Source organism: Ensifer sp., assembly GCF_035999135.1.
Taxonomy (GTDB): domain Bacteria; phylum Pseudomonadota; class Alphaproteobacteria; order Rhizobiales; family Rhizobiaceae; genus Ensifer.
The window spans coordinates 34171-58181 of the sequence record NZ_DASYGZ010000198.1 but is presented as its reverse complement, the minus strand read 5'-3'; the positions used below and the strand labels follow the sequence as shown (position 1 = coordinate 58181).

25 protein-coding genes are annotated in these 24011 nt (G+C 64.4%); 9 read left to right on the top strand and 16 right to left on the bottom strand.

Going from position 1 to position 24011, the window contains the following annotated elements; translation table 11 throughout:
• Window positions 1-3 precede the first annotated feature (3 nt).
• Window positions 4-300, bottom strand: coding sequence for a hypothetical protein (locus VGO12_RS25825; protein WP_327515568.1), 297 nt, complete (start codon window positions 298-300; stop codon window positions 4-6).
• A gap of 236 nt (window positions 301-536) precedes the next feature.
• On the opposite strand from VGO12_RS25825, the gene VGO12_RS25820 reads away from it, so the two are divergent.
• The 3 genes from VGO12_RS25820 to VGO12_RS25810 all read left to right on the top strand — a co-directional run bounded on the left by VGO12_RS25820 (window position 537) and on the right by VGO12_RS25810 (window position 3524).
• Complete coding sequence (locus VGO12_RS25820; protein ID WP_327515567.1) at window positions 537-1145, top strand: glutathione S-transferase family protein; 609 nt, start codon at window positions 537-539, stop codon at window positions 1143-1145.
• Between the two features lie 458 nt (window positions 1146-1603).
• Window positions 1604-2641 carry a cell division protein FtsZ gene (gene ftsZ / locus VGO12_RS25815; RefSeq protein ID WP_327515566.1) on the top strand — a complete coding sequence of 346 codons (1038 nt, stop codon included), beginning with the start codon at window positions 1604-1606 and terminating at the stop codon, window positions 2639-2641.
• An 82-nt stretch (window positions 2642-2723) separates the two neighbouring features.
• Window positions 2724-3524, top strand: a complete 801-nt coding sequence (locus tag VGO12_RS25810; RefSeq protein ID WP_327515565.1) for a nucleotidyltransferase domain-containing protein — start codon at window positions 2724-2726, stop codon at window positions 3522-3524.
• Window positions 3525-3691: 167 nt separating this feature from the next.
• Here VGO12_RS25810 and VGO12_RS25805 read toward each other — a convergent pair whose 3' ends face one another.
• Window positions 3692-4084: a hypothetical protein gene (locus tag VGO12_RS25805; RefSeq protein ID WP_327515564.1), complete on the bottom strand. Its 393-nt coding sequence runs from the start codon at window positions 4082-4084 to the stop codon at window positions 3692-3694.
• Between the two features lie 640 nt (window positions 4085-4724).
• On the opposite strand from VGO12_RS25805, the gene VGO12_RS25800 reads away from it, so the two are divergent.
• Window positions 4725-7175, top strand: a complete 2451-nt coding sequence (locus VGO12_RS25800) for an arylsulfatase (protein ID WP_327515563.1) — start codon at window positions 4725-4727, stop codon at window positions 7173-7175.
• 76 nt (window positions 7176-7251) lie between these two features.
• Here VGO12_RS25800 and VGO12_RS25795 read toward each other — a convergent pair whose 3' ends face one another.
• The 5 genes from VGO12_RS25795 to VGO12_RS25775 form a co-directional block, all read right to left on the bottom strand.
• Complete coding sequence (locus VGO12_RS25795; protein WP_327515562.1) at window positions 7252-7374, bottom strand: hypothetical protein; 123 nt, start codon at window positions 7372-7374, stop codon at window positions 7252-7254.
• 346 nt (window positions 7375-7720) lie between these two features.
• Complete coding sequence (locus tag VGO12_RS25790; protein ID WP_327515561.1) at window positions 7721-7954, bottom strand: hypothetical protein; 234 nt, start codon at window positions 7952-7954, stop codon at window positions 7721-7723.
• Window positions 7955-8142: 188 nt separating this feature from the next.
• The gene (locus tag VGO12_RS25785) at window positions 8143-8274 is read right to left on the bottom strand and encodes a hypothetical protein (protein WP_327515560.1); all 132 of its coding nucleotides are present in this window, start codon (window positions 8272-8274) and stop codon (window positions 8143-8145) included.
• 340 nt (window positions 8275-8614) lie between these two features.
• Window positions 8615-10909 (bottom strand): mechanosensitive ion channel family protein, encoded by a 2295-nt coding sequence (locus tag VGO12_RS25780; protein ID WP_327515559.1) that lies wholly within the window; start codon window positions 10907-10909, stop codon window positions 8615-8617.
• Window positions 10910-11295: 386 nt separating this feature from the next.
• Window positions 11296-12069 carry an SDR family oxidoreductase gene (locus VGO12_RS25775; protein WP_327515558.1) on the bottom strand — a complete coding sequence of 258 codons (774 nt, stop codon included), beginning with the start codon at window positions 12067-12069 and terminating at the stop codon, window positions 11296-11298.
• Between the two features lie 296 nt (window positions 12070-12365).
• Between VGO12_RS25775 and VGO12_RS25770 the strand changes: the two genes are divergently transcribed.
• Window positions 12366-13268, top strand: a complete 903-nt coding sequence (locus VGO12_RS25770; RefSeq protein WP_327515557.1) for a LysR family transcriptional regulator — start codon at window positions 12366-12368, stop codon at window positions 13266-13268.
• Window positions 13269-13339: 71 nt separating this feature from the next.
• On the opposite strand, the gene VGO12_RS25765 is transcribed toward VGO12_RS25770, so the two are convergent.
• The 5 genes from VGO12_RS25765 to VGO12_RS25745 all read right to left on the bottom strand — a co-directional run bounded on the left by VGO12_RS25765 (window position 13340) and on the right by VGO12_RS25745 (window position 15945).
• A complete protein-coding gene (locus VGO12_RS25765; RefSeq protein ID WP_327515556.1) occupies window positions 13340-13756 on the bottom strand; it encodes a hypothetical protein in 417 nt (138 codons plus the stop codon).
• Between the two features lie 125 nt (window positions 13757-13881).
• Window positions 13882-14025, bottom strand: a complete 144-nt coding sequence (locus VGO12_RS25760; RefSeq protein WP_327515555.1) for a hypothetical protein — start codon at window positions 14023-14025, stop codon at window positions 13882-13884.
• Between the two features lie 224 nt (window positions 14026-14249).
• A complete protein-coding gene (locus VGO12_RS25755; protein ID WP_327515605.1) occupies window positions 14250-14747 on the bottom strand; it encodes an N-acetyltransferase in 498 nt (165 codons plus the stop codon).
• Between the two features lie 221 nt (window positions 14748-14968).
• Window positions 14969-15481, bottom strand: coding sequence for an epoxide hydrolase N-terminal domain-containing protein (locus VGO12_RS25750; protein ID WP_327515604.1), 513 nt, complete (start codon window positions 15479-15481; stop codon window positions 14969-14971).
• Window positions 15482-15549: 68 nt separating this feature from the next.
• A complete protein-coding gene (locus VGO12_RS25745; RefSeq protein ID WP_327515554.1) occupies window positions 15550-15945 on the bottom strand; it encodes a cupin domain-containing protein in 396 nt (131 codons plus the stop codon).
• A gap of 291 nt (window positions 15946-16236) precedes the next feature.
• Here VGO12_RS25745 and VGO12_RS25740 point away from each other — a divergent pair, with 291 nt between their 5' ends.
• The gene (locus tag VGO12_RS25740) at window positions 16237-17391 is read left to right on the top strand and encodes a sensor histidine kinase (protein WP_327515553.1); all 1155 of its coding nucleotides are present in this window, start codon (window positions 16237-16239) and stop codon (window positions 17389-17391) included.
• A gap of 126 nt (window positions 17392-17517) precedes the next feature.
• Here VGO12_RS25740 and VGO12_RS25735 read toward each other — a convergent pair whose 3' ends face one another.
• The gene (locus tag VGO12_RS25735) at window positions 17518-18222 is read right to left on the bottom strand and encodes an SDR family oxidoreductase (protein ID WP_327515552.1); all 705 of its coding nucleotides are present in this window, start codon (window positions 18220-18222) and stop codon (window positions 17518-17520) included.
• A gap of 121 nt (window positions 18223-18343) precedes the next feature.
• On the opposite strand from VGO12_RS25735, the gene gcvA reads away from it, so the two are divergent.
• The gene (gcvA, locus tag VGO12_RS25730; protein ID WP_327515551.1) at window positions 18344-19252 is read left to right on the top strand and encodes a transcriptional regulator GcvA; all 909 of its coding nucleotides are present in this window, start codon (window positions 18344-18346) and stop codon (window positions 19250-19252) included.
• A 105-nt stretch (window positions 19253-19357) separates the two neighbouring features.
• Here the strand turns inward: gcvA and VGO12_RS25725 are convergent, their stop codons facing one another.
• Together VGO12_RS25725 and VGO12_RS25720 are read right to left on the bottom strand one after the other, a co-directional pair.
• Complete coding sequence (locus VGO12_RS25725) at window positions 19358-19690, bottom strand: hypothetical protein (RefSeq protein WP_327515550.1); 333 nt, start codon at window positions 19688-19690, stop codon at window positions 19358-19360.
• 130 nt (window positions 19691-19820) lie between these two features.
• Window positions 19821-20444, bottom strand: a complete 624-nt coding sequence (locus VGO12_RS25720; RefSeq protein ID WP_327515549.1) for a putative immunity protein — start codon at window positions 20442-20444, stop codon at window positions 19821-19823.
• Window positions 20445-20492: 48 nt separating this feature from the next.
• On the opposite strand from VGO12_RS25720, the gene VGO12_RS25715 reads away from it, so the two are divergent.
• The gene (locus tag VGO12_RS25715; protein ID WP_327515548.1) at window positions 20493-21026 is read left to right on the top strand and encodes a hypothetical protein; all 534 of its coding nucleotides are present in this window, start codon (window positions 20493-20495) and stop codon (window positions 21024-21026) included.
• Between the two features lie 532 nt (window positions 21027-21558).
• On the opposite strand, the gene VGO12_RS25710 is transcribed toward VGO12_RS25715, so the two are convergent.
• Window positions 21559-22212 (bottom strand): glutathione S-transferase family protein, encoded by a 654-nt coding sequence (locus VGO12_RS25710; RefSeq protein WP_327515547.1) that lies wholly within the window; start codon window positions 22210-22212, stop codon window positions 21559-21561.
• Between the two features lie 269 nt (window positions 22213-22481).
• On the opposite strand from VGO12_RS25710, the gene VGO12_RS25705 reads away from it, so the two are divergent.
• Entirely contained in the window at window positions 22482-23864 is a 1383-nt protein-coding gene (locus VGO12_RS25705; RefSeq protein WP_327515546.1) for a phenylacetate--CoA ligase family protein, read from the top strand.
• Window positions 23865-24011: the final 147 nt, after the last annotated feature.

Below are 24011 nucleotides of genomic sequence, written 5' to 3'. Positions count from 1 at the left end.
GCCCTAATCACACTCCGGTTTGTCGAGCGCCACCTCGAACTGGCGGGGACCAACCAGGCCGGGCTTGGCGGGCAGGGCGACGATCCTGGCGATCACCGTGCACTTGCCGGCAACCACCGCATAGCGGTCGCGGCCCTGGCTGATGACCTTGTCGATCGGGTATTTGGGAACAGCTGCGGCAACGGCGTTGATGACGGCGGTCAGTTCGCGGGCCCGCTGGTAGTTGGGCGCCAGCGCCGCGGTTGCCTGGCCGGCGGCGACAAGGAGGGCGATGCAGCAGCAAATCGAGCGGATGGGCATGGCGTCATTTCCTTTGGTTGAGACCAGCATGCCCCAAAGCCGCTTCAGGCGGCAAGGCGCGACCGCAGGCATGTAAGCAAGGATCGGCCCGAATCCGCGACCGCAAGCTCGAAAAACCCCGGGAGACGAAATAAACCGTTGAGTTAAATAAAACCGGTTGCTATAAACAATCGGTATGCCGCTTAGGCGCGGTTGAGGAGGAACGAGGCGAGGCGCCTCATCGACAGGAGGACATTATGAAACTCTATCAGGGCATGGGGCCGAATTCCTATCGCGTGCGCATCTTCATGGCGGAGAAGGGGATTTCGCTGCCGATGGTCGATGTCGACTTCGCCAAGGGCGAGCACAAGGCGCCGGAGTTCCTGGCGGTCAATTCGCTCGGGCAGATCCCGGTGCTGGAACTCGACGACGGCGCGATCATTACCGAAAGCGTCGCGATCTGCCGCTATCTCGAGGAAATGCACCGCGAGCCGCAGCTCTTCGGCCATGACGCCGTCAGCCGCGCCAAGGTGGAGATGTGGAACCGCCGCGCCGAACTCGTCATCCTCGGCACCGTCGGCAATGTGGCGCTGCATTCCGACGCCTTCTTCGCCGAGCGGCTGACGCAGTTTCCCGCCTTTGCCGAGACCGAGCGCGTGGCCGTGCCGAAGAAATGGGGCTGGCTCGACGACGAACTTTCGGACGGTCGTCCGTTCCTCGCCGGCCAGGAATTCTCGATCGCCGACATCACCGCCGGCGTCACCGCCTGGCTCTGCGATGTCTTCGAGATGGAGATCCCGACCTCGGCCAGGAACGTCCAGCGCTGGCTGGAGCGGGTGCGCGCGCGGCCGAGCTTCGAGGCGTAGAGCTGCGACTGGGAAGGGATGCTCCCCGCCCGTCTCTGGATGCGGAGATGCCCCTCATGCGGCCTGCCGGCCACCTTCTCCCCGTTTTGACGGGGAGAAGGAGACGCGTGGCAGCCACTCGTTCCTTCGGCCAATTTGGCAGCCCAAATCTCTGTCCGGGGGCCTCGAATTGGGAGAAAGCCGTCTTCCTCGTTCCCTCTCCCCGCCTGCGGGGAGAGGGTTAGGGTGAGGGGCGGACGCCCCTTAAAGCCTTGATCGTCTGGTATATTTTTTTGTTTTTCTGTAGCGTCGCGATGGCCGGGTTCCCGCCTTTGCGGACCCGCTAAAATTCATATGTGGATAGGCGTTCCGTCCTTTTTCCTTGCCTTCTCCATGGCTTTTTTCAATTCCTAAAATAACAGCTGCCCGATTCGCCGCTGCCGGTGCCGCGCGAGGCGCCGGCTCTAGGAGACAAAGCCATGACCGAATTCAAGAAGCCCACGATCACCGAAATGCGCCCGAAGATCACCGTGATCGGGGTCGGCGGCGGCGGCGGCAACGCCATCAACAACATGATCAACGAGGGGCTTCAGGGCGTCGATTTCGTGGTCGCCAACACCGACGCGCAGGCGCTTGCGATGTCGAAGTCGTCGCGCATCATCCAGCTGGGTGCGGCGGTCACCGAAGGCCTCGGCGCCGGCTCGCTGCCGGATGTCGGCCGGGCGGCGGCGGAGGAATCGATCGACGAGATCATGGACCACCTCGGCGGCACGCACATGTGCTTTGTCACCGCTGGCATGGGCGGCGGCACGGGCACGGGTGCGGCCCCGGTGATTGCTGCGGCCGCGCGCAAGGCGGGCATCCTGACGGTCGGCGTCGTCACCAAGCCCTTCAGCTTTGAAGGCAAGCGCCGCATGGAAACGGCCGAGCAGGGCATCGAGCGGCTGCGCGAGGCGGCAGACACCGTCATCGTCATCCCCAACCAGAACCTCTTTCGCATCGCCGACGCCAAGACCACCTTTGCCGATGCCTTCGTGATCGCCGACCGGGTGCTTTATTCCGGCGTCGGCTGCATCACCGACCTCATCGTCAAGGAAGGCCTGATCAACCTCGACTTTGCCGACGTGAAGTCGGTCATGAAGGGCATGGGCCGGGCGATGATGGGCACCGGCGAGGCGACCGGCGAAGGCCGGGCGCTGAAGGCCGCCGAAGCGGCGATCGCCAACCCGCTGCTCGACGAAGTGTCGATGCGCGGCGCGCGCGGCGTGCTGATCTCGATTTCCGGCGGCATGGACATGACGCTGTTCGAAGTGGACGAAGCCGCGACCCGCATTCGCGAAGAGGTCTATGATGAGGCCGACATCGTCGTCGGCTCGATCTTCGACCGCTCGCTTGACGGTACGTTCCGCGTCTCGGTCGTTGCGACCGGCCTCGACAGTGCCCGTTCGGCTGCCACCAATCCGGCTGGTGCCACGGTCGCTCAGCCGGCGCCGGCACCGACCCGCACGCTGCAATAGCGCTGGCATCCGTCGCCTGCTTCAAGGACCCTTCCGATGTGATGACGCCATATCGGGAGGGTCCTTGTGTTTGGAGGTTTGAATGAGCGACGAGACTGGAAACGCCGGCGCGGTGGCAAAGCGCGCAACTGCGACCGCAGACCGCGCGGCGAGGGCCGTGACGGCGGCGCAGGCGGTGCTTGCCGAACGCTTTCCGCAGGCGATCTTTGCGATTGTTGCGGGCTCAATCCTGCGCGGCGAGGGCACGGAGACCTCGGACATCGATCTGGTGGTGCTGCACGAGACCTTGCCGGCCGCCTGGCGCGAAAGCTTCCATTTCGACGGCTTTCCGATCGAGGCCTTCGTGCACGACTTCGAGACGCTCAACTGGTTCGCCGACCAGGATATGGCGGGCGGTTGTCCGGTGCTTCCGCACATGCTGGCGGGCGGCGTCGCGATCGGACCAGACCCCGCGCGCGCCGAAGCGCTTCAGGCCGAGGCGCGGCAGCGCCTTGAGCAAGGGCCGGCGCCGCTGACGCCGGAAATTCGCGACGGGCTTCGCTATCAGATCACCGATCTGGTCGACGATCTGCGCGATCCGCGTCCGGCCGCCGAGATCCGCGCCATTGCCGCTGAACTGATGCGGCCGCTCGCCGATCTGATGCTCCGGGGCCGCGGGCATTGGTCGGGCCGCGGCAAATGGCTGCCGCGGCTGATCCAGCGAACGGACGCGGCCCTTGCCCAGCGCTTCGACACGGCGTTGCGCTGCGCCGGCGCGGGAGAGGTGGCAGAGCTGATCCGGCTTGCCGAAGAGGAACTGGCGCCCCATGGCGGGCCGTTGTTTGCCGGCGACCGACGGACGGCGCCGCCCGGTGCCCGGCGTCCTGGCCTTCTCGCGGAGTGAATGGACCGGCTCGTGGGATGGCCGCCTCCGGTGCCTTGGGCGGGGGGACATGATCTGTTGGCGAGGAGCCGCCGGGACGCTTTCATGCGAGCGCCGGCGCCAGCAAGGCTGACGGCCGCGAAGCTCTGTGTGACCTACGGTGTCTGGAGAGGTGAGGCCCTTGGCCTTCACTCGCCGCGCGGAGGGCGCGGCGCCCGGCGCTCGGCCTCCTCGATCACCGAGAGCGAAAGGGCGCCCGACATCGAGCGGTTGAATTCGGCGAAGGTCAGCCTGCCATCGATGATGACGTCGAAGTACCGGCGGCAAAGGTCTTCCGCCGCCTTCACCCGGCTGGGATAGGGCGTTCCCTCAAGTTGGGCGTCCTTGAGCTCGGACGCCCATTCCGAGACGCACACCTCCGTAAGGTCCTGCCGGACAGTCGGGCGCTTGCGCAGTGCGGAAACAGTCCATTCGTACTTGGAGTAGCTCATGAATTGCTCTGTTCGTGGCGCGAACAGGATGATGGCGATTGCGCACAGGAGGGCGGCAAGCATGCCGCCGGCAACGAGACGAAGGTTCATGTGATCGCATAAATTGTTTTCAGTTTGTATATGGTGCAACTTTAGCGTTTATCAAGCGCGCGTGATTTTTCGTTGGCGGTTTCACGCATTGTTCCTCACCCAATTGGGGGAGGTGGGTGGGCGAAAACTCGTTTCGTGCTTGGAGCGTTCTTGCATCGTTCAACTTGTATTAGATATTACTTTAAAGTGGGCGCTACCAATTTCCCGGGCGGTCATGCGCCTGATTCCGCGTTGGGAGGGGTAGCGGAAACGCGAGCAATGGCAGTGCATTGGGCGGATCTGGCGCGCGCTTTGGGCCGCCTGATGCCGGGATGAGATGGCGCCGTGCAAGGCCGCATGGCGGCGGGGCTACGGGTTGGCGAGATCGCTTCGGATTACGATATGCAATCTGTAGGTGCGTTCGCCAGGTCAGGGCAGCGGTTCGCGCGAAACGGGAGCCGACGCCATCGCCCCAAGGCGAAGCGACTGACGGAAGCCCGGCGATGTGGTAATGTCCGCGCCGATCCACGGCGGTTGCCGTGTTGACGTCGCCCTGTGCCGCCGTTTGCGGCGAGCGACCTTTCAAGAGCGCAAGCCTTCGCAATTCACCTGATCACGCGTCCGTTCGACAGAGCGGACAGAATGGGGAGAAGCACGAGCTATGAGCGATGATCTGAAACTCACCAGACGCAACGTTCTGCTCGGCGGAACGGCACTTGCCGCAGCAGCCGGCATTGCGCCGGCGGCGGCAACGGCCGAGCTTCTCGAATACAAGCCGGGGCAGGCCTTTCCCGGCGTGATCGGGCGCACCTTCGACGTGTCGAAGCCCGCCTGGCCGGAGCCGAGACGGGCGCGCGAAGGCGCTGCCAATGTGCTCTTCATCATTCTCGACGACACCGGCTTCGGGCAGCTCGGCTGCTTCGGCGGGCTGATCAATACGCCCAACCTCGATGCGCTGGCCGCGAACGGCCTGCGCTACAACAACATGCACACGACCGCGCTCTGCTCGCCGTCGCGCTCCTGTTTCCTGACCGGCCGCAACCACCATTCCAACGGAATGGCCTGCATCACCGAGGGCTCCGAGGGCTTTCCCGGCTCCAACGGCCAGATCCCCTTCGAAAACGGCTTCCTTTCGGAGATCCTGCAGCAGAACGGCTACAACACCTATGCGCTCGGGAAATGGCACCTGACGCCGGCCGAGCAGACATCTGCTGCGGGGCCTTATGACCGCTGGCCGCTCGGGCGCGGCTTCGAGCGCTATTTCGGCTTCCTCGGCGGCGACACGCACCAGTACTATCCGGAGCTCGTGCGCGACAACAGCCAGACGGAACCGGAGAAGACGCCGGAGGAGGGCTACCACCTGACGCCGGATCTGGTGGAGAAGGCCAAGGCGATGATCGCCGATTCCAAGCAGGTGGCGCCGAACAAGCCGTTTTTCATGTATTTCGCGCCCGGCGCCATGCACGCGCCGCACCATGTGCCGAAGGAATGGGCCGACAAATACCGCGGCAAGTTCGACGACGGCTGGGACGCCTATCGTCAGAAGGCCTTTGCCCGGCAGAAGCAACTGGGCATCGTGCCCGCCAACACCGTGCTCGCGCGCCATGACCCCGATGTCCAGGACTGGGGCAAGCTGTCTGCCGACGAGCACCGCCTGTTTGCCCGGATGATGGAGGTCTTTGCCGGCTATCTCGAGCATACCGACCATTACATCGGCGAACTCGTCGCTTTCCTGAAGGACATTGGCGAATACGACAACACGCTGGTCATGGTGGTTTCCGACAATGGCGCCAGCGCCGAAGGCGGGCCGAACGGCTCGGTCAACGAGGGCAAGTTCTTCAACAACGTGCCCGACGATCTGCAGCAGAACCTGGCGGCGATCAACGACATCGGCGGGCCGAAATACTTCAACCACTATCCCTGGGGCTGGACCCATGCTGGCAACACGCCATTTCGCCGCTGGAAGCGCGAGACCTATCGCGGCGGGGTCTCCGATCCGTTCCCGATCTCCTGGCCGAAGGGGATCGCGGCGAGGGGCGAGATCCGCTCGCAATATTGCCATGCGATCGACATGGTGCCGACGGTGCTCGATGCGCTTGGGATAACGCCACCCCCGTCGATCCGCGGCGTCACGCAATCGCCGATCCAGGGTTTTAGCCTGAAATCCTCCTTCGACGACGCGAGCGCGCCTTCACTGCACCTGACGCAGTATTTCGAGATGTTCGGCCACCGCTCGCTCTATCATGACGGTTGGCGCGCGGTTTGCCCTTGGCCGGGGACCTCGTTTACGGAGTCCGGGCGGACCTTCGGTGCCCCGATCGACTACAACAGGCTGATTGAGCTCGATGCGCGCGGCTGGGAGCTTTACAATGTCAACGAGGACTTTGCCGAAACCAACAACCTTGCCGAAACCGAGCGCGACCGGCTGATCGCGATGATCGGCATGTGGTACGTCGAAGCCGGCAAATACGACGTTCTGCCGATCGACAGCCGCGGCACGGCGCGCTTTGCCGATCCGAGGCCGCAGATATCCGCCAGCCGCAAGAAGTACGTCTACTACCCGGGGACGCAGGCGGTGCCCGGCAATGCAGCACCCTACCTCATCAATGTCGCGCATTCGATCTCGGTTCAGGCCAACGTGCCGGAAACAGGCGCCGAAGGCGTGCTGTTCTCGATGGGTGGCGTCGACGGCGGCTTCGTCTTCTATGTCCAGTCCGGCAAGCTCGTCTACGGCTACAACTACGTCGCCGACCAGCGCTTCAAGATTGCCTCGACCGAGACCGTCCCTGCGGGCGACCATATCTTCAGCGTGGAGTTCACCCCGACCGGGAAGGCCGATATTCCCAAGGGCAAGGGTGTGCCGGCCGCGATCAAGCTGTTCGTCGACGGCCGTCAGATCGGCAGTGGCGACCTGCCGGTGACGATCCCGCTGCAGCTCGGCCTGGCAGCCGGCGTCGTCGTTGGTGCCGATACCGGCTCGCCGACCATGGATACGGACTACAAGGCGCCCTTCGCCTATACCGGCTCGATCAAGAAGGCGTTGGTCGACATCACCGGCGAGCCGGTCGAGGATATGGCGGCGCGCATGAAGATGTATCTGTCGCGGCAGTAGGTTCGGGTCTGGTTGAAGCTGGTGGAGAAGAGATCCGCGCAAGGCTTACGCGGCTGGTCGTATCAGGCGCTCGAGATTAGAGCGCGGCCAGTTGCTCGGCCGTGGCGACGATCTCGGAATTGCCGAGCGAATGGTCGGCATATTTGAACACCAGGATGCTCATGACCGACGCGACGAGGGCTACCAGGATGATACGCATGGGTTGCTCCGACTTCCGCCTGGCTTTGATCCTTGTTGCGCCAGGCTGTGATTGATCCGGAAACCGATGCGTCCCGGTAAAAGGCGTCTGCCTTTCGTTAAGATGTCTTAACAAATGGGCAGGCCCGCCGATTGTTCCCGCGGGGACAGCGAGTGGGCGTTGGCACATGCGCCTTTGCGGTGTGCTTCGGCTGGTCTTTCAGGACGTGGAGGTCAGGCTGGAAGGATGGGCCGTCGCGCTTCTGCCCGGCTCCTGCCTCTGTCGGCGAGGGCCGGGTTGCAGCGTGTCGCGGCAGCGGGCCGCGGCACGGAGGCAGGAAGATGGCTGACGCCACCCTGAGCGAACCTTACTTGCCGAAATTCAGCTCTCGTCCGTCGGTGGTCGACCCCTTGTTGCGCTCTCGGCTCTTGGCGTTGTTCTGCCTTGGGCTGGCGGCGCCGATCCGCCCTGGTCCATTTGCCAGCTCGATCAGCTCGGAAGGCTTGTGTACCGCCTTCTGTTCGATAAATGCCGATGGCGCGACCGCCAGGGCAGGCGTCGCGATTGCGAGCGCCGCCACCGCGGCAATGATGATTTTCATGGGTCGTCTCCTCGGTTTGAACCGCGCCGAGCGCGCGGCAACCAACCGCCTAGCCGCATCGGTGCGCCGGCGACATACGGCACCTGTCGTATTTCGACAGCGCCGCGACCGGCAAAAACCCGAGATGGTTAGGAAAGGCTTGTCAGGCGCGGTCGATCGGCCCGCCTGGAGGGCTTGCGGGCAGCGGTCTACAGGCCGAGGATCCAGAACAGGCTGCCGAACAGCACGATGAAGGCGCCGACGGCCGCGAGGAAGCGAAGCATGCCCGAGTTCGTGTCCTTCGTGCCGGTGAGACAGTACCAAAGGTTGTCGTTGTCCATCGCTCAAGCGCTCCGTTTCGCGTGTCTCGCTTTTAGCAGAAACCTGTCGGACGGAACACGTTTGCCGGGATATCGGCCGACGTCTGCGGTAACGGAATTAATCCCAAGGGGACGTGCGCTAACCCTGATGGACAACTTGTCCGGCGGGGCGCCCCGCCTTACAATCTCCTCATAAGTGCAATCGCCAAGCGTGACAGAACCTTATGCCGGCAGTTGCGCCAAGCTTTCGACTTTGGCCACGGATGTACTGGCCCGGGTTTTGAGAGCCAATAAATGAGGCCGGGGCCAGCAGCCCCGGCCTTTTTTGATGCGTGACGCAGGCCTTGTGCCGCGTCGCCCGCTACCCCTCCGCCTCCGCCGCATCAACCGCTACCGGCTTTTTCGAAAGCGCCAGGTTGATCGCTGCCGCTTCCGTCTCGGCTGCGGCTCCAGGCCCGGAGCGTACGGTGACGGCGTTGGAGGCAAGGTCGAGGCCGGCCTCGCGCAGCGCCGGCAAGAGCCGCTTCATCGCCTCGCGCTGGAGGATGCTCGGATTGCCGGGACGGGCGGTGAGTTTCAGACGCACGACCAGCGAGTTTTCGGTGACGTCCTGGATGCCCTGCATCTTCAGGGGCACCAGGAATTCGCCGCCGATCTCCGGGTCTTCGAGCATCGCAAGGCCGACCTTCTTGATGGCCTTGCGGATCTTCTCCGGATCGGCGTCGCGCTCGAATTTCAGCTCGAACTTCACCGTGCTCCAGTCACGGCTGTAGTTGGTGACGGCCTGCAGCTGGCCGTAAGGCACCGTGTGGATCTGACCGTTCTGGTGGCGCAGACGAAGCGAGCGCAGCGAAATGCGCTCCACGGTTCCCTTGAGCTTGCCGGTGTCGACATATTCGCCGACGCGGAAGGCATCGTCGGCGATGAAGAAGATGCCCGAGACGACATCCTTCACCAGCGTCTGCGAGCCGAAGGAGAGCGCAAGGCCGAGAACGCCGAAACCGGCGAGCAGCGGCGCGATGTTGATGCCGAGCGCGGAAAGAATGACGAGGCTGGTGACGGCGAAGATGCCGCCGAAGATCAGGTTGCGGATGAGCGGCAGGATGGTCGAGAGCCGGCTCTGCTGGCGGATCATCGTCTCGTCCTCGCTTTCGCCGGGAAGGGCCACGCGCGTCTGCGGCGCAAAGGCGTCGAAGCTCTTCCAGAGGAAGCTGCAGATCACCCAGCTCGCGACCACCGCAAGGCTGATGCGCTCGAGGATGACGATCCAGCCGATGGCCGCCGCGGTGTCATGCTGAACGAGCACCGGGCGCCAGAGCGCGATGATCGCGTGCAGGCCAGCAAGCCAGATGGCGCCGGCAAGGGCGGTCTGGATGCTGCCCGAAATTGCCGCATGCAGGGCGTGCGAGGCGGGCGTGCGCCGCCGTTCTGCGGCCGCGCCCGCGAGCGAATGGATGCCGAAGGCAAGGATCGGCAGCGCGAGCAGGATGATCTGCGTCGTGCCGCCGGCAAAGCTCCAGGCGGCGCTGTTCGGGCTGCCGGCGACGATGACGGTCATCAGCCAGAGCACGACGGCGCTGAGCGCATAGAACTCCGGCACCCCGAAGGCGATGGCGCGACGCACGGGCCCGGGATTCTCGCCGGCAAACACCGCGCGAATGTCGGCTGCCCCCGCAATGAACCAGTAGAGCTTGAGAACGGTCAGGATGCTCACCCCGATCAGCAGCCAGCCGTCTGTGGCGGCCAGTTCCAGCCCGCGCTGGTGGGCAAACCGCAGGCTGGCGCCGAGGATTGCGCTGATCGCTCCATAGGCCGTCAGCATGTTGGCGTGGAAACGCGGGTGGGCGATGTCGAGCAGGCGGATTTCGGGTCTGGTCGGTGCAAAAAGGAAGCGCGCGCCGACCGCGTAGGTCACCGAAACGAAGGCGATGGTGATGAGCGCGTGGGTGAATTCGGCAGACGCCGTGCCCGGCGTCAGGAACAGGCGGGCGATGGCGTGGGCGACGGCGGCGAAGATGATCAGGCAGGCGATGTCGACGCCGAGCCTGATCAGCGAAGCGCGCATCCGGTGAAGCAGGTCGACGACGTCGAAAGATGCGCCGAACAGTCCGCGGATGAGCACGTGGCCGGTGAAGGCTGCGGCAAGGCCCACGGCCACGGCAAGCAAGGCGACCGCGGCGACGGAGACGATCGACCACCCCTCGGCGCCAATGCCTGCCGCTACGTCACCCATGACGCCGGCGATGCCGCTCGTACCGGCAAGTCCCATCTGCAAGCCATTGAGAAAGCGCGCGGAAAGGGTGTCGAGGGTGTCGGGCTGGTCGGCTGAGGAGGTCGGCTGAGCGGTGGCGGTTCCTGCCGCCTGCGGTGCCCCGTCCTCGACGGCCGCGGCCGACGGCGCCGTTGCGGAGGTGCCTGTGGACGGCGCCGATTGGCCCGGGGTCTGCGCGGGCGCGTCGCGCCATTCGACGGTAACCGGACCACCGGCCTTTGCCGCGGCGCGCAAGGTCTCCTCGATCTCGGTGGCGCTCTGGCCGGGTGTCAGGATGACGGTGACCGGCGGAGGTGGTGTCTGGGCAATGGCGGGCAGGGCGAGCGCGAGAAGCAGCGCGAAGCTTGCCAGAAGGCGACGGCAGAGGAAGGGGGCACCCAGCATGAAGTTTATCCATCAAGATCGGTTGTGCGGTATGCGGCCTTGCCCATCACATTACATAACGTTCTAAAATTCCAATCGAATTTTGTGGCGGGGTGGGCAATGCGTTCGCCACTCGCACTTGAGGGATGCCCCTCACTGTCCTGCCGGACATCTCTCCCCGCAAAGCGGGGAGAGAGCCGCTGGGCGCACGCTTCAGTGCGAACCTCGCCGTTCATTGCTCCAACCGGAGTTTGGCCAAGACGGTGCTGCTTGCTTCCTCCCCGCTGGCGGGGAGAAGGTGCCGGCAGGCGGATGAGGGGCATGCCCCTACCACGCGGATGAGGGGGCATGCCCCCACCGCGCGAATGAGGGGCAAGCTCTCACCGCGTGGATGAGGGGCAACGACCCTACTTCGTCGTGTAGCCGCCGTTGACGAGGATGGTCTGGCCGGTCATCCACCAGCCGTCCGAGACGAGGAAGCGGATATGGGGGACGATGTCCTCGATGTCGGTGAGGCCGGTTCTGGAGAAGCCGGAGAGAGCGGAGGCCGTCTTGTGATAGGCGACGGCGTCGGCTCCTTCGGCCGGGTAGAAGAAAGGCGTGTCCATCGGCCCGGGGCCGATGGCGGTGACGGAGATGCCGCGTTCGCCAAACTCCTTGGCGGCCGCGCGGGTAAAGTGTTCGACCGGCGCCTTGGTGCCGGCATAGGCAGCATAGAACGGCGTGAAGGCGCCGAGCAGCGAGGTGACGAGCGTGCAGATCTTGCCGTTGTCGCTGACATGCCGGCCTGCCTCGCGCAGGAAGAAGAAGGCGGTCTTGGAATTGACCGCGCTCATCTCGTCATATTCCGCTTCGGTGATCTCGACGAAAGGCTTCTTCAGGACCTTGCCGACGGTGTTGATGGCGATGTCGATGCTGCCAAGCGCTGCCCCGGCATCGGCAAAGAGCTTTTCGACAGCGGCGGCATGGGTGAGATCGCCCGAAAAGGCGTGGGCGGCAGCACCCGTCGCCTTGATGGCCGCGACCGTTTCGTCGGCGGCCGCCTTCGTTGCAGGGCTGTTGTAGTGGATCGCAACGGCGCGCGCACCATGCGCGGCGAGATCGCGGGCCAAAAGGCCGCCGAGGTTCTTGGCGCCGCCGGCGATGAGAACGGATTTACCCTGGATGCTGTGGTCTGCCATGGACGTCTCCTGTTTCGGTCGCCCGGTCTGACGGGCTCTCGGTTCTGGTGGGGATGGGCGCAATCGGCCCGGCGATGCCGCCACCGCTCCGGCGCATTCGCTGACCCTGGAAGGAGGCGGATGACCGGGACACCGTGTTTCAACGCGCGCGCCCCATGCCCTTGCCCCGTTCGGACGATCGGAGAGTGCACAGGCAGCGCGCATCTGAGAATATCGTCGCATTATCTGGCATAAAGCGCCTGCGCATGACATGACTTGTTAGATTATACGAACAATGGGTGGGTCTGGTCATCGGTATGGACAGGATCGAGCTTTTCCGAATCTTCACGCGCGTCGTCGAAAGCGCCAGCTTTACCCGCGCTGCCGATACGCTCGGCCTGCCGCGCTCGTCGGTCTCGGCAGCGGTGCAGACGCTCGAAACGAGGCTCGGCACGCGGCTGCTTCACCGCACCACCCGCAAGGTGGCGCCGACGCAGGATGGCACGGCCTTTTACGAGCGCTGCCTGAGGCTGATCGAGGACATGGAGGAGGCCGAGAACCTCTTTCGCCGCAGCACGTCGGAGCCGACCGGGCGGTTGCGGGTCGACCTGCCGAGCCGTATCGGCCGCCTGATCGTGGCGCCGGCCCTGCCTGAATTTCTCGGCCGTTTTCCCGGCATCGACATCGATCTCGGCATGACCGACCGGGCGGTGCACCTGATCGAGGAGAGCGTCGACTGTGCGCTGCGCGTCGGGCCGCTTGCCGATTCCGGCCTGATCGCCCGGCCGTTCGGCGCGTTGCGGCTGATCAATGTCGCAAGCCCCGACTACATCGCCCGCCACGGAACGCCAGCGACGCCCGCCGACCTCAAGGATCATTTTGCGGTCAACTACGCCTCGCCCTCAAGCGGGCGGGTCGAGGACTGGGAGTGGATCGAGGCGGGCGAGGTGCGCCAGGTTACGGTCCCCGGCCGGGTCAGCGTCAACAGCGCCGAAGGCAGCATCGCCTGCTGTCTTGCCGGCCTTGGACTCATCCAGATCCCCGCCTTCGACGTGATCAACCACTTGCGCGACGGACGGCTCGTGGAGGTGATGCCTGCCCATTGCGCAGCCCCGATGCCGATGGCGCTGCTTTATCCCCACCGCCAGCATCTGTCGCGCCGGCTCAAGGTGTTTGCGGATTGGCTGGAAGGGCTGATGCGGGGGATCGTTGCGGCCTGACGGGGGCGCAGCGATGCCGGCGCGCCCGTCGGACACCGGCTCACATCCTGGCGTCTTCTCGCTCGCGTGTTCTAGCTGACCGTCTGATTGCAGCGCCGTCCGGTCCACGGCAGGAACTGCGAGCCGCCGGCGTTCCATTTGCCGGAAAATTCCGAGAAATCTGGCGTGAAGGTAACGAGCAACTGACCGTAGCCGTATTTGTCGCGCCACATGAAGGTTCGGGTGAGATCGCTGCCATCGCCGTCGTCACTGGTTTCGGCAAGCTCTCCGTCGACGGGCTCGCCCTGATCGGAGAACACGTATTTGCCGATGACCGTGCCGCCGGCATCAGTCTCGAAGCGGGTTTGCGCTTCCGAAAGAATGCCGGCGGAGGAGAGTTGGCCGCAATAGGTTCCTGAAGGTGCACGGCTCGTCTCGCCGGCCATTGCCCCGGAGGCGAACGCGGCCGCAATCAGGAATGCGGCGGTCGATGAACGGCTTGCTGTCAAGGCGGCCTCTTTTGCCGTGTCGCTGCGGTTTCTCGCGATCGCCCAAGGGGCCTGTCGCGATGGCTGCTGCCATGGGCCAGCATTCGCCACGCAAAATCAAGGCCGTCGAGACGCGTTGCCGCCGCCTAGTTTTCCTGAACCGAAACGCCGTCCTGGCCGATCTTGATCTCGACCCCCGGCTTCGTCTCCTCCTGGTAGACGTAGAGGCCGAGCCCGGCAAGGGCGATGGCGAGCAGGGCGATGACGAGATAGAGGCCGTTTCGGTTCATTCAGAACTCCTGTGTTCGGTTTGCCAGAGGGAACTAGGAGCTTGCGCAGGAAAGACAATGGGATAGCGCGCTTGAAACGCACGCCGCGCGGACGCGGCACGCGCCGAGGACAGCCGGCCTTGCGGCTGCTTGGAGGAACGAGTGTGATTTTTCCGGCGGAGCCGATGCTGTTTGGAGCGGGATTGGTCTCCCAATCCCGCTCCATTCCTGCGGCCGGCGATCACTCAGCTTGCGTCAAAACCTGCATGGTATCTTACGCGTCCTGAGGGCATCGGGCCGCTGAATGCGCGCGCCATGAAGTATTCGGCCGGAACCCCTTCGAAGCGCAGGGCGGCGTGGTTTTCGAAGCCGAAGCGTTTGTAATAGCCGGGGTCGCCGAGGACGACGCATCCTCTTGCGCCAGTCCTTGCCAGGCGCTCGAGGCCCTCGCGGATCAGCCTGCCGCCGATGCCGCTTTTCTGGCGGTCGGGCCTGACGGAGACCGGGCCGAGCCCGTACCAGCCGTTCTCCTCGCCGTCGATCGTGATCGGCGAGAAGGCGACGTGGCCGACGATTTCATCGTGGTCGAGAGCGACCAGTGAGATCGTCAAGGCGCCGGCGTCGCGCAGGGCGTCGACGATTTCGGCCTCGGTCTGGCTGCTAAACGCCATCGGGGCGAAGGCGGCCTTGGTTGTTGCTCGGATGGTTGGGATGTCCGTCGCTTGTTCGGGACGAATGTGGATGTTGGTCATGGAAGAACCTGTTCTTGAACCCTGGTCGCGCGCCATCGGCCGCGAACGAGAAATATCGTCCGGTGACGGCACGGTTGGACGTCTCGATCGATCGAGACGTTAGTGGGTGAGAACAAGCTCCAGCATCGACAATTCCTCAGCTATCAAGGAAGGGAAGCGCGGGTATAGGATCAAGTGCTCCCGATCGTCAACCGTCCACAAGGAACGAAGGCTCAAGCCCGCTGTCTTGGGCGATGGACGTGCGACAGGGAGAGGGAAGTCGCAGATGCCGCGGGCATACCGGGCCGCCCGGCGGCGTTTGCGCCACGATTACGGATCCGATGCCCGTCCGCCTCAGCGCAGCCCGCGAAACGCCGCTTGGACCTCGCTGCTGTAAAGCTCCGGCTCCTCGCAGGCGGCGAAGTGGCCATCCTTGTCGACGCGATTGCAATAGACGAGGTGCGCCAGTCGTAGCCGTGCTGCCAGCAGAGGGCGAGCGGCCGCAGCTTTTCAAGCTGGCCCCCCTGGGAGCGGTCGCTGACCGTTTCCGCGTCGGGCCAGCGCGTTGCCGCAAGCCGGGCGCGCAGATCGTCAAGCGCAGCTTCCGGAATGGCGATGCGGAAAGGCCGGATGGCATCCGCCGCGGGGGCGGCGGCGGATGCCTTCGCAGTGGCGGCGGCCGGGAAAAGGACACCTGCTGCGGCCGCCGCCGCCCCAGCCAGAAGCAGGGCACAGCGGGAAAGCATGGGGACCAGGCTTGCCTCGCGGGTGGAGCCGCTCCTGGGCTGGGAATTCGTTGCCATGATCGTTCGCCTTACTTGACCGGCGCCAGCAGCGGCTCGCCCTTGCGCACCACATAGGTCGCAAGTTCGGACGCCTTGACGCTGCCGACATTGGCGGCGACATGGGCGAGACCTGCCGGAATGAACAGGCTCTCGCCGGCCTTCAGCGTCACGGGCTTACGGCCCTCGAGCCGGTATTCGAGCACGCCTTGAAGCACATAGGCGACCTCTTCGCCCGGGTGGTTGTGCTTGATGGAGACGGCGCCCGGCGCGATATCGACGCGTGCCTGCACCACCTCGCGGCCGGGCGCTTCGATATCCTGCTGAATGAGATCCGTGCGCTCGACGCCCGGCTGTTGCGCGTTTGCGGGGGCAATGACGCTGCCGAGAAGCAGAAGCGTGACCGCCATGGTGCGGGTGGTGTGCATCAGATCGTCCTTTCGGTTCCGGCTGTGTTTCGTCTGGGCGACATTTGAGCCGAGAACTGCACCGGGGATGTGTCCGGCGACAGGGAGATTTGTATCTTCTTGTTTCAGCGGGACATCCCGTAGGACGGGGCGAGTGGCGCGCTGATCGTGGACCAGCGGATGTCAAAGGCAACGAAGCGGAGGGGCTCGTTCACGAACCTGCACCTGTTCAGTGGGCGCGGGTTGATTTTACGCTAATTGAGGCAAATAACGGGAACGACAACGATCGGTTGAATGCGGATGGTGGCCTCGATGACGGTGCTTGCAAGTCTCTATCGAAATACGTTCGACATGGATCCTTCAGACACCGACGCCGCCGAATTCTTCTCGAGCGTGATCAAGCTGGTCACGGGCTTCTGGGCCGTCGAGTTCGTCATAACCGGCTTGCTCTGGGTGATGCTCGGCGTCAATCCGGTCGACTATGCCCCCGTCAAACTGGCGGTCTCGCTCGTCTGCGTGCTGATCACGCTGGTGATTTCCCATATCGTGGCGATGATGCGGGCAAAAAACATCGCAGCTCAGGTGTTCGTGTCGGCCGTGTTGTCCGTTCTGGCATCGGCGGCTGCAACCACCGTCGATTATCAGCTGTTCGCCTATGCGAAGCCCGCCGTCGGCGTCGAATATACGCTCGAGAACGTTTGCTACACGCTGTTTTACGGCGTGTCCCTGTTCTTTGGCTGGTCCTGCTTTTTCATCGCCTACATGTACAACCTGAAGGTCCGCGCGCAGGAGCGCCGGCTGGCGATCTCGCGCGAAGAGGCGCTGGCAGCCAAGATGCAGGCGCTCTACTACCAGATCAATCCACACTTCCTGTTCAACACGCTGAACGCCATCGTCGGCCTGATCGAGGAGGGCGCTTCGTCACAGGCGAGCCGGGTGGTGATTTCGCTTTCGTCGTTCCTGCGCAAGACGCTGGAGATGGACCCGTTGCGGGATCTGGCGCTGTCGGAAGAGCTGGCGCTGCAATCGGAGTATCTGGCGATCGAGAAGGAGCGCTTCTCCGATCGCATCAGCGTCACGCTCGACGTTCCCGAGGAACTGAGGGCGGCACTGGTGCCGAGCCTGATCCTGCAGCCACTCATCGAGAATGCCGTCAAGCATGGGCTTGGGCGCTCAACCGGCGATCTCAAGATCACGATCAGCGCGTCGCAGGACGAAAAGCGGCTGCAGCTTTCGGTCGACAACGTGTCGGAGGCCGGCGAGACCTTTTCCGCGGGGAGCCGACCCGGCCTTGGCGTCGGGCTCGCCAATGTCGAAGAGCGCGTCAAGGCTCGCTTCCCGGAGGGCGGCTCGCTTATCGCAGGACCGGTCTCGGAGGCCCATTTTCGTGCCACGCTCACCATGCCGTTGCAGACGCCTGCCGCCGACCGACGTCCCCATGCCGCCAGCGAGGTGCTCGTGACGTGAGGGCTCGGGGCGCGAGGGTTGGGCGCGGTGGCTGAGAGCGAGGGTTGCAGAGGTCAGCCTGCCGGAGGCGGGCGCCGGCGGCTGACGCGCGCCCGGAGGCGCGCGCGGGGCAGATGCGGCTTTCGCTCAGACGTGGCGCGTCAGGCCGCCATCCACCTTCAGGTTCTGGCCGGTGATGTAGCCCGCACCTTCCGAGGCGAGGAAGGCGACGGTGGCGGCGACTTCGGCGCTGGTGCCGTAGCGCTTCATCGGCACGGCGTCGCGGCGCTCTTCGGTCGCCGGCAGGCTGTCGATCCAGCCGGGCAGCACGTTGTTCATGCGCACATTGTCGGCCGCATAGGTGTCGGCAAAGATCTTGGTGTAGGCGGCAAGGCCGGCGCGGAAGACGGCCGAGGTCGGGAACATCGCCGACGGCTCGAAGGCCCAGGCGGTGGAGATGTTGACGATCGAACCGGACTTCTGTTTCTGCATGATCGGGGCGACGAGGCGGACCGGGCGGATGACGTTCATCAGATAGACGTCGAGCCCGGTATGCCACTGCTCGTCTGATATTTCGAGGATCTGGGCGCGCGGGCCGTGGCCGGCGCTGTTGACGAGAACATCGATCCGACCCCATTTTTCCACCGTCGCATCGACCAGGCGCTTCAGGTCGTCGTTCGACTGGTTGGAGCCGGTCACGCCGATGCCGCCGAGCTCGGCGGCCAGCGCTTCGCCCTTGCCGGACGAGGAGAGGATCGCGACCTTGAAGCCGTCGGCCGCAAGGCGTCTCGCGCTCTCGGCGCCCATGCCCGAGCCGCCGGCGGTGACAATTGCAACTTTTTCTACTGCCATGGTTTCATCCTCTGATCGGATCGACGGGTGCCGATTGTGTTGCGGTTGCGATTGAAATAGCATCTGAACGGCAGGACGACGAACGAGTTTCGCTTTCGAATGACAGTAGAAAAACTATCGGATGAGTGACGCACCCGGACGACTGCCATCGCTGAATGGCGTCAGAGTATTCGAAGTGGCGGCGCGGCACCTGAATTTTCGCCTGGCGGCCGAGGAACTCGGCGTGACGCAAGGGGCTGTCGCCCAGCAGGTGCGCGGGCTCGAGGCCGAGCTCGGGGTCAAGCTGTTCGAGCGGCTGCCGCGCATGCTGGCTTTAACCGGCGAGGGGCGCGCCTATATCGCCGATATCAGGCGCGCACTCGAGATCATCGCGCGGGCGACCGATGGGCTGAAGCCGCAGCCGGTCCGGCTGACGATCAGCACGACGCCGTCCTTCGCCTCCAAATGGCTGATCCCGCGGCTGCCGGATTTCACCGCGCGGCATCGCGATCTCGACCTGCACATCCTGGCGACCGACCGCATGTCGAATTTCCAGGCCGATGGCGTCCACCTAGCGGTGCGCTACGGTCGACCGTCCTTCGGGGCAGGGCTTGCGGTCGAGCTTTTGTTCGAACAGGAGACCATCGCGGTCTGCAGCCCGAGGCTGATGCGGGATGAAACGGTGCCGAAGACGGCGGCCGAGCTTGCCGATTACACACTGCTGCACGACGCGCATAATTTCTGGCCCGAATTCATCGAGCGGCATTTCGGGGAAGACCGGCAGGCCACGTTCAAGGGCATCAGCTTCAACCAGACCTCGCACGCGATCGAGGCGGCGATCGCCGGGCAGGGGATCGTTCTCGCCAACAGCAATTTCGTGGCACAGGACATCGCCGAGGGACGGCTTGTCCGCATTTTCGAAGCGGCGATGCCCGGGCCGTCGGATTTCTATCTCGTCTGGCCACGCTACCGCAAATCAGACGGGCTTCAGACCGTGATCACCTGGTTGAGTGAGGAGGCAAAAAGGGAACGCGAGCGCAGCCTGCCGTGATTGAGGCAGCGCCCTGACCCCGTCCTGCTTGCGCGCATGCGGGGCCCATCCTGCCGTCTCCGGCGACCGGAAGGGCAGGATGGGCCTGAACTGCGCCGATCGTTCCTACTTGCAGCCCTTCGCCTTCAGCGAGGACTCGATCGCCGTTACCTTGCCCTTAGACACGGCAACCTGGCCCTCCTTGTCGCCGCCGAACGTGCTCGACATCGGCACGCCGATCAGGAATACGCCCATGGCGTCTCCGGTCGCCGCGTCGTGCTGTTGCTTGGAGAGGCTTGCCAGTGTGCTCTGTTCCCTTGCGAGTTCCTGTGCGAGGCCGTGGCAGCTCTGGTTGGAATACGCGGCCATCGGGATATCGACGGGCACGATTGCGTCCGGACGTTTGGCGCAAGCAGAAACAGCCAGCGCAGCGGCCAGCACGACATAACGGATTTTCATTTTTCCCCTCAGTTTTTACTGAAACACCCCGTCAGAACGTAAGCACGTCCTGACGGTCGAGGGAAGATTCTGCTACGCAAGGTTGCTTCTTTGGTGTCGCAATCCACGGTTATTTGAGGGCGAGTGACCTCTAGCGACGCAGGGCTGTGTCCAGCCGGTGGAGCAGGGCGTGAAAGGCACCTTTGCTCGGCTTTCGCGCCGGCATCTTCCGGACGATCCGGCGGAGTTCGGGTGAGGCGGCAGCGATCGCCCGCTGCAACTCCGTTTCCGTGACTTCGGCTTTGTTGCCGGCACCAAGCGAAAGCGCCTGAACCGCATAGGCTGCAGGCGCAAGCACGTGATTGATCTGGTGTGGCGTCTCGATCGGATGGGTGTAGGCCGCGCCGGCGGCGGCAGAGGCTGAACGGGCCGCGGCCCTGGCGGCGGGATCGTCGATCTGGCGGGCGGCGGCCTGCGCGTCCCAGGCGGCCTTGCGCAATTGCGCGCTACGGACGCCACCCTCGGCAAAGGCGCGGATGGCCGCGATCGCTGCGCGCGGTCGAAGGTCAGCGGGCGCCGCGCCCTCGAAAATCGGCAGGGCCCGCTCGGCCGAGAGGGCCGCCCACAGCGCGATGTGGCGCAGGTCGTCTTCGGTGATGAGCGGCGGAGCGGGCGTCGTGTCCATGGCCGAGGGTTTTGGCATGGAAGGCCGGCGCGCCGCAATCGGCGCGAGGCCGTCGGCCGGATTGGTGGCGCTTGCGGCGACGCGCAACATTTCTATTGTGCGTTGGCAATAGCGAAAGACCAGACGAAGCGGATGTCGATGCCTACCGAAATTGCAGTTCCAAAATATGCCGCGCTCGAAAACGAGCGGCGCTTCCTCGTCGAGCGCTGCCCCGATCTCTCGAAACGTGACTATCGGACGATCGAGGACCTCTATGTGACCGGGAGCCGGCTCAGGGCGCGGGCGATCCGCTACATCGACGGCCGTCCGCCCGCGTTCAAGTTCTGCAAGAAATATCCGTCGGAAAGCGCAATTTCCGCTCCGATCGTCAACATCTACCTGACCGCAGAAGAGTATGGACTGCTGTCGCAGCTGCCGGGAAAAACGCTTTCCAAACGCCGCTATCGCCTCGACTTCGGGGGAATCCTCTGCGGCATCGATGTGTTCGAGGGCGAACTTTCCGGGCTGGTGCTGTCCGAAATCGAAGCCGCTTCGGCCGAAGCGCTGATGGCCCTGGCGCCGCCACCCTGGAGCGGCCTGGAGGTCACCGACGACGCCTTTTTCCGCGGCGCACATCTCGCAGGTCTCAGCGCTGCGGAGCTTCAGGTGAAGCTCTCGCTGCTGCGGCGCTGATCGGCAAGCCCAATCGCCGAAACGCGCCGCGCCTGCCGAGATCGACGAACGACTGCTTAGGGCCCAAAGGAGCCATCGCTCCGCATTGGCAGGCGGGTCAGGCCGGTATCGAACGGTCGGGAATAGTAGGACGGCCGGCGTAATCTCGCGGCAGCAACGTGACGTCAATCGGTCGCCCGACCCCGTTCCAAAGATAACGGCAGTCGCGTCCTCCACGCCTTGTGGCAGACCAAGGACATATAGTCCAACCCCAACTTAACATAAAAATGGTAGCGGCCGCTTTGCGCCAAGAGGAAACTCTCGCGCAAAGCCGGATAAATCACCGCCTTGGAGCCGATGGCCGACCGTCCGCTGCCAGGACACCCAATGCGAAAAGCTGACATCGGAGCTCTTGCCGCCGAGGTCCGTGATTGGCCTTGAGCGTCAGTGCCTTGAGCACGAGCGGACCAACAGACATCAAAAGGCTGTAGAGGACCGGAAGGACGGCACGGGCAATCATCAATCTGCGCCTGATGACGTGCCGCATTCCCACTCAGCGCTCCCAGCCCGGTTCGAACGGGAAGCGCTCCTGCCAGATGGCCGCAAGTCTGGTGTCGGTGTCGATGCGGCGTACTGCGTCGGCAAGCCCGGGTGCGACTTCATAGAAGCGCCGCCGGCCGGGTGACCAGCGCGATGCCGTGGCCACGTAAAGATCGAGAACCGACAGTTCGTCGCCGAGCAGATGCGTGCCCGGGCGCAGCTGTGCGCCCATCTCACCCCAGCAACAGGCGATGCGGTCGTAGATGCGTGCCTTGACGGCGACGTGGTCCGCTCCTTCTTTTACGACCCGCGCCGGGTTGTCGGCGATCCAGTAGAGCGCGTAGATCGCCGACGACACGAAGGTCATCCATTTGAGGAATGCCGGCCGCGCCGCATCGCCCAAGGGCGGTGCGAGGCGGGCGTCCGGATAGGTATCGGCAAGCCAGATCAGGATGGCCGCACTTTCAGTCATGACCTCGCCCGTCGGCAGGGTGAGGGCCGGGACCTGGCGCAAGGGATTGATGCGGGCGAGCCTGTCGGCCTGCGCCTGCCCCTCCCAGGGCGCGTGATCTTCCACACGGTATGGCAAATCGAGCAGGCTCAAGGTTGCCTCGATCGGAACCGATCCCGAGCCCGATGCTCCGTAGACGACAAATGGCGCGGCCATTGTTGCTTTTCTCCCTGCGAACGAACCGGCGCTTGGGCCGTCGATACGACCCGACAAAGGGTCCAGAATCGATGAGCGCGAACGCTTCCGTTTCCTGTTTGCAGTCGCTTAGACCCCGGAACTGGCGCTACAATCAAGTGCTTGACGTGCAAGAAATGCGCCGCCGCAAAGCCCGGTTGCAGGCTTGGGGCGGCCGGGAAAAAGCGCCGGATCGCGCGCGCCGCGCTGCCTTCCTTTTGAGCCAAACCTGAGCGCCAGGAACCATAGCCATGTCGCCATCGACCGCCGCATCGTCGACACTGGAACGCGCCAGCCTGCTGAAGGCCGCGCAGGATCGGCTCCTGCGGGCGGAGTGGTCGCGGGAGCGGCTGCTGTCGTTCCAGCGCAATGCGCTGCAACAGGCCCTGCGGCACGCGGTCGAGGCGTCGGCCTGGTACCGCGACACGCTTGGCGATAACGTCGCGCGCGGCGCGCCGCTCGAAGACCTGCCGGTGCTGACGAAGCGGCAGCTGATGGAGAATTTCAACGCGATCGTCACCGACGCGCGGCTGAGCCGGCAACGGGTCGAGCAGCATCTCGACGGCGAGGACGCCCGGTCGCTGCTCCTTGGGGAATACCGGGCCTTTGCGACCGGAGGGACGACCGGCGAACGCGGGATCGCCGTCTATGACCATCCAGCCTGGCTTTCGGCGATCGCCAACATGATGCGCTTCCAGGCGATCGTCGGCATCGACGAGACGACCCGCAGCATTGCGATCTTCGCCTCGTCACCGGTGCATATTTCCTACCATATCGGCGTGGAGCTGCGTGCGCTCAGGCCGCCGGCGCCGCGCTTCAACGTGCTCATGCCGATCGAAGAGATCGTCGAGGGCCTGAACCTCAACCAGCCCGAGGTGATCTCGACCTATCCGTCCTTCCTGCGGGTGCTGGCAGGCGAACAGCAGGCGGGACGGCTGAGGATCAAGCCACGGCTCTTCCGCACCAGCGCAGAAACGCTCGGCGAAGAACTGCGCGCGCTGGCCGCCGACACCTGGCAGGCGGCGATCGCCGACAGTTATGTCTGCACCGAGGCCGGACCCATGGGCCACGAGTGCATCTTCGGCGACGGGCTGCATCTCGCCGAAGACAGCTTCGTCTTCGAGGTGGTGGACGAGAACAATCGCCCGGTGCCCGATGGCGTCGAGGGGGCCAAGCTGCTGGTCACCACGCTGACCAACGGCACCCTGCCGCTGGTGCGCTATGAAATCTCAGACGTCGTGGCGATGGCGACGGAGCCTTGTCCCTGCGGGCTGCCATTCTGGCGGATCGGGTCGATCGCCGGGCGCAGGGAAGAGACGCTGCGTCTGCGGGCGCGCGTCGGCGGGCTCGTCAACATCCATGCGCACCGGCTGCGCTCGCCGCTGACGGGAGCCGCGGGCGTGCGGCAATTCCAGTTCGTGCAATTGCCCGACGGGCTGGAAATCACCATCGCGGTGTTTGAAGGCGTGGATGCCGCCGCCGTCAGCACCGACGTGGACGCAGCCGTGAGGGCGGCGCTCGATGCGGCGGGCGCGGCACCGGGCGGCGTGCGGGTGCGGCTGGTGGAGGCCATCGAGCGAACTGGTTCGGGCGCGAAGCAGAAACTGGTTGTCGCTTCGCCTGACATCCTTTAGCCAGCACCGGCGACAGAAGCACGCGAGGGCCGGGAGAGCCCGATCACCACCGCCCGAGGCGCTTGTTCTGTCGGCGGCGCCGTTGTTCTTCCATCGGACGACTGCAATTGCGTATAGTGTCGATTGGCCGGCGGCCGGCCGATAGGA

Bases quoted from the DNA above. Each gene is read 5' to 3' on its own strand.
- VGO12_RS25735 (WP_327515552.1), bottom strand. From the start codon at position 18,222: ATGGCAGTAGAAAAAGTTGCAATTGTCACCGCCGGCGGCTCGGGCATG.
- VGO12_RS25800 (WP_327515563.1), top strand. From the start codon at position 4,725: ATGAGCGATGATCTGAAACTCACCAGACGCAACGTTCTGCTCGGCGGA.
- VGO12_RS25705 (WP_327515546.1), top strand. From the start codon at position 22,482: ATGTCGCCATCGACCGCCGCATCGTCGACACTGGAACGCGCCAGCCTG.
- VGO12_RS25780 (WP_327515559.1), bottom strand. From the start codon at position 10,909: ATGCTGGGTGCCCCCTTCCTCTGCCGTCGCCTTCTGGCAAGCTTCGCG.
- VGO12_RS25740 (WP_327515553.1), top strand. From the start codon at position 16,237: ATGACGGTGCTTGCAAGTCTCTATCGAAATACGTTCGACATGGATCCT.
- VGO12_RS25775 (WP_327515558.1), bottom strand. From the start codon at position 12,069: ATGGCAGACCACAGCATCCAGGGTAAATCCGTTCTCATCGCCGGCGGC.
- VGO12_RS25715 (WP_327515548.1), top strand. From the start codon at position 20,493: ATGCCTACCGAAATTGCAGTTCCAAAATATGCCGCGCTCGAAAACGAG.
- VGO12_RS25805 (WP_327515564.1), bottom strand. From the start codon at position 4,084: ATGAACCTTCGTCTCGTTGCCGGCGGCATGCTTGCCGCCCTCCTGTGC.
- VGO12_RS25750 (WP_327515604.1), bottom strand. From the start codon at position 15,481: ATGCTTTCCCGCTGTGCCCTGCTTCTGGCTGGGGCGGCGGCGGCCGCA.
- VGO12_RS25795 (WP_327515562.1), bottom strand. From the start codon at position 7,374: ATGCGTATCATCCTGGTAGCCCTCGTCGCGTCGGTCATGAGCATCCTG.
- VGO12_RS25770 (WP_327515557.1), top strand. From the start codon at position 12,366: ATGGACAGGATCGAGCTTTTCCGAATCTTCACGCGCGTCGTCGAAAGC.
- VGO12_RS25825 (WP_327515568.1), bottom strand. From the start codon at position 300: ATGCCCATCCGCTCGATTTGCTGCTGCATCGCCCTCCTTGTCGCCGCC.
- VGO12_RS25725 (WP_327515550.1), bottom strand. From the start codon at position 19,690: ATGAAAATCCGTTATGTCGTGCTGGCCGCTGCGCTGGCTGTTTCTGCT.
- VGO12_RS25745 (WP_327515554.1), bottom strand. From the start codon at position 15,945: ATGCACACCACCCGCACCATGGCGGTCACGCTTCTGCTTCTCGGCAGC.
- VGO12_RS25710 (WP_327515547.1), bottom strand. From the start codon at position 22,212: ATGGCCGCGCCATTTGTCGTCTACGGAGCATCGGGCTCGGGATCGGTT.
- gcvA (WP_327515551.1), top strand. From the start codon at position 18,344: ATGAGTGACGCACCCGGACGACTGCCATCGCTGAATGGCGTCAGAGTA.
- VGO12_RS25760 (WP_327515555.1), bottom strand. From the start codon at position 14,025: ATGAACCGAAACGGCCTCTATCTCGTCATCGCCCTGCTCGCCATCGCC.
- VGO12_RS25720 (WP_327515549.1), bottom strand. From the start codon at position 20,444: ATGTTGCGCGTCGCCGCAAGCGCCACCAATCCGGCCGACGGCCTCGCG.
- VGO12_RS25810 (WP_327515565.1), top strand. From the start codon at position 2,724: ATGAGCGACGAGACTGGAAACGCCGGCGCGGTGGCAAAGCGCGCAACT.
- VGO12_RS25790 (WP_327515561.1), bottom strand. From the start codon at position 7,954: ATGAAAATCATCATTGCCGCGGTGGCGGCGCTCGCAATCGCGACGCCT.
- VGO12_RS25820 (WP_327515567.1), top strand. From the start codon at position 537: ATGAAACTCTATCAGGGCATGGGGCCGAATTCCTATCGCGTGCGCATC.
- ftsZ (WP_327515566.1), top strand. From the start codon at position 1,604: ATGACCGAATTCAAGAAGCCCACGATCACCGAAATGCGCCCGAAGATC.
- VGO12_RS25785 (WP_327515560.1), bottom strand. From the start codon at position 8,274: ATGGACAACGACAACCTTTGGTACTGTCTCACCGGCACGAAGGACACG.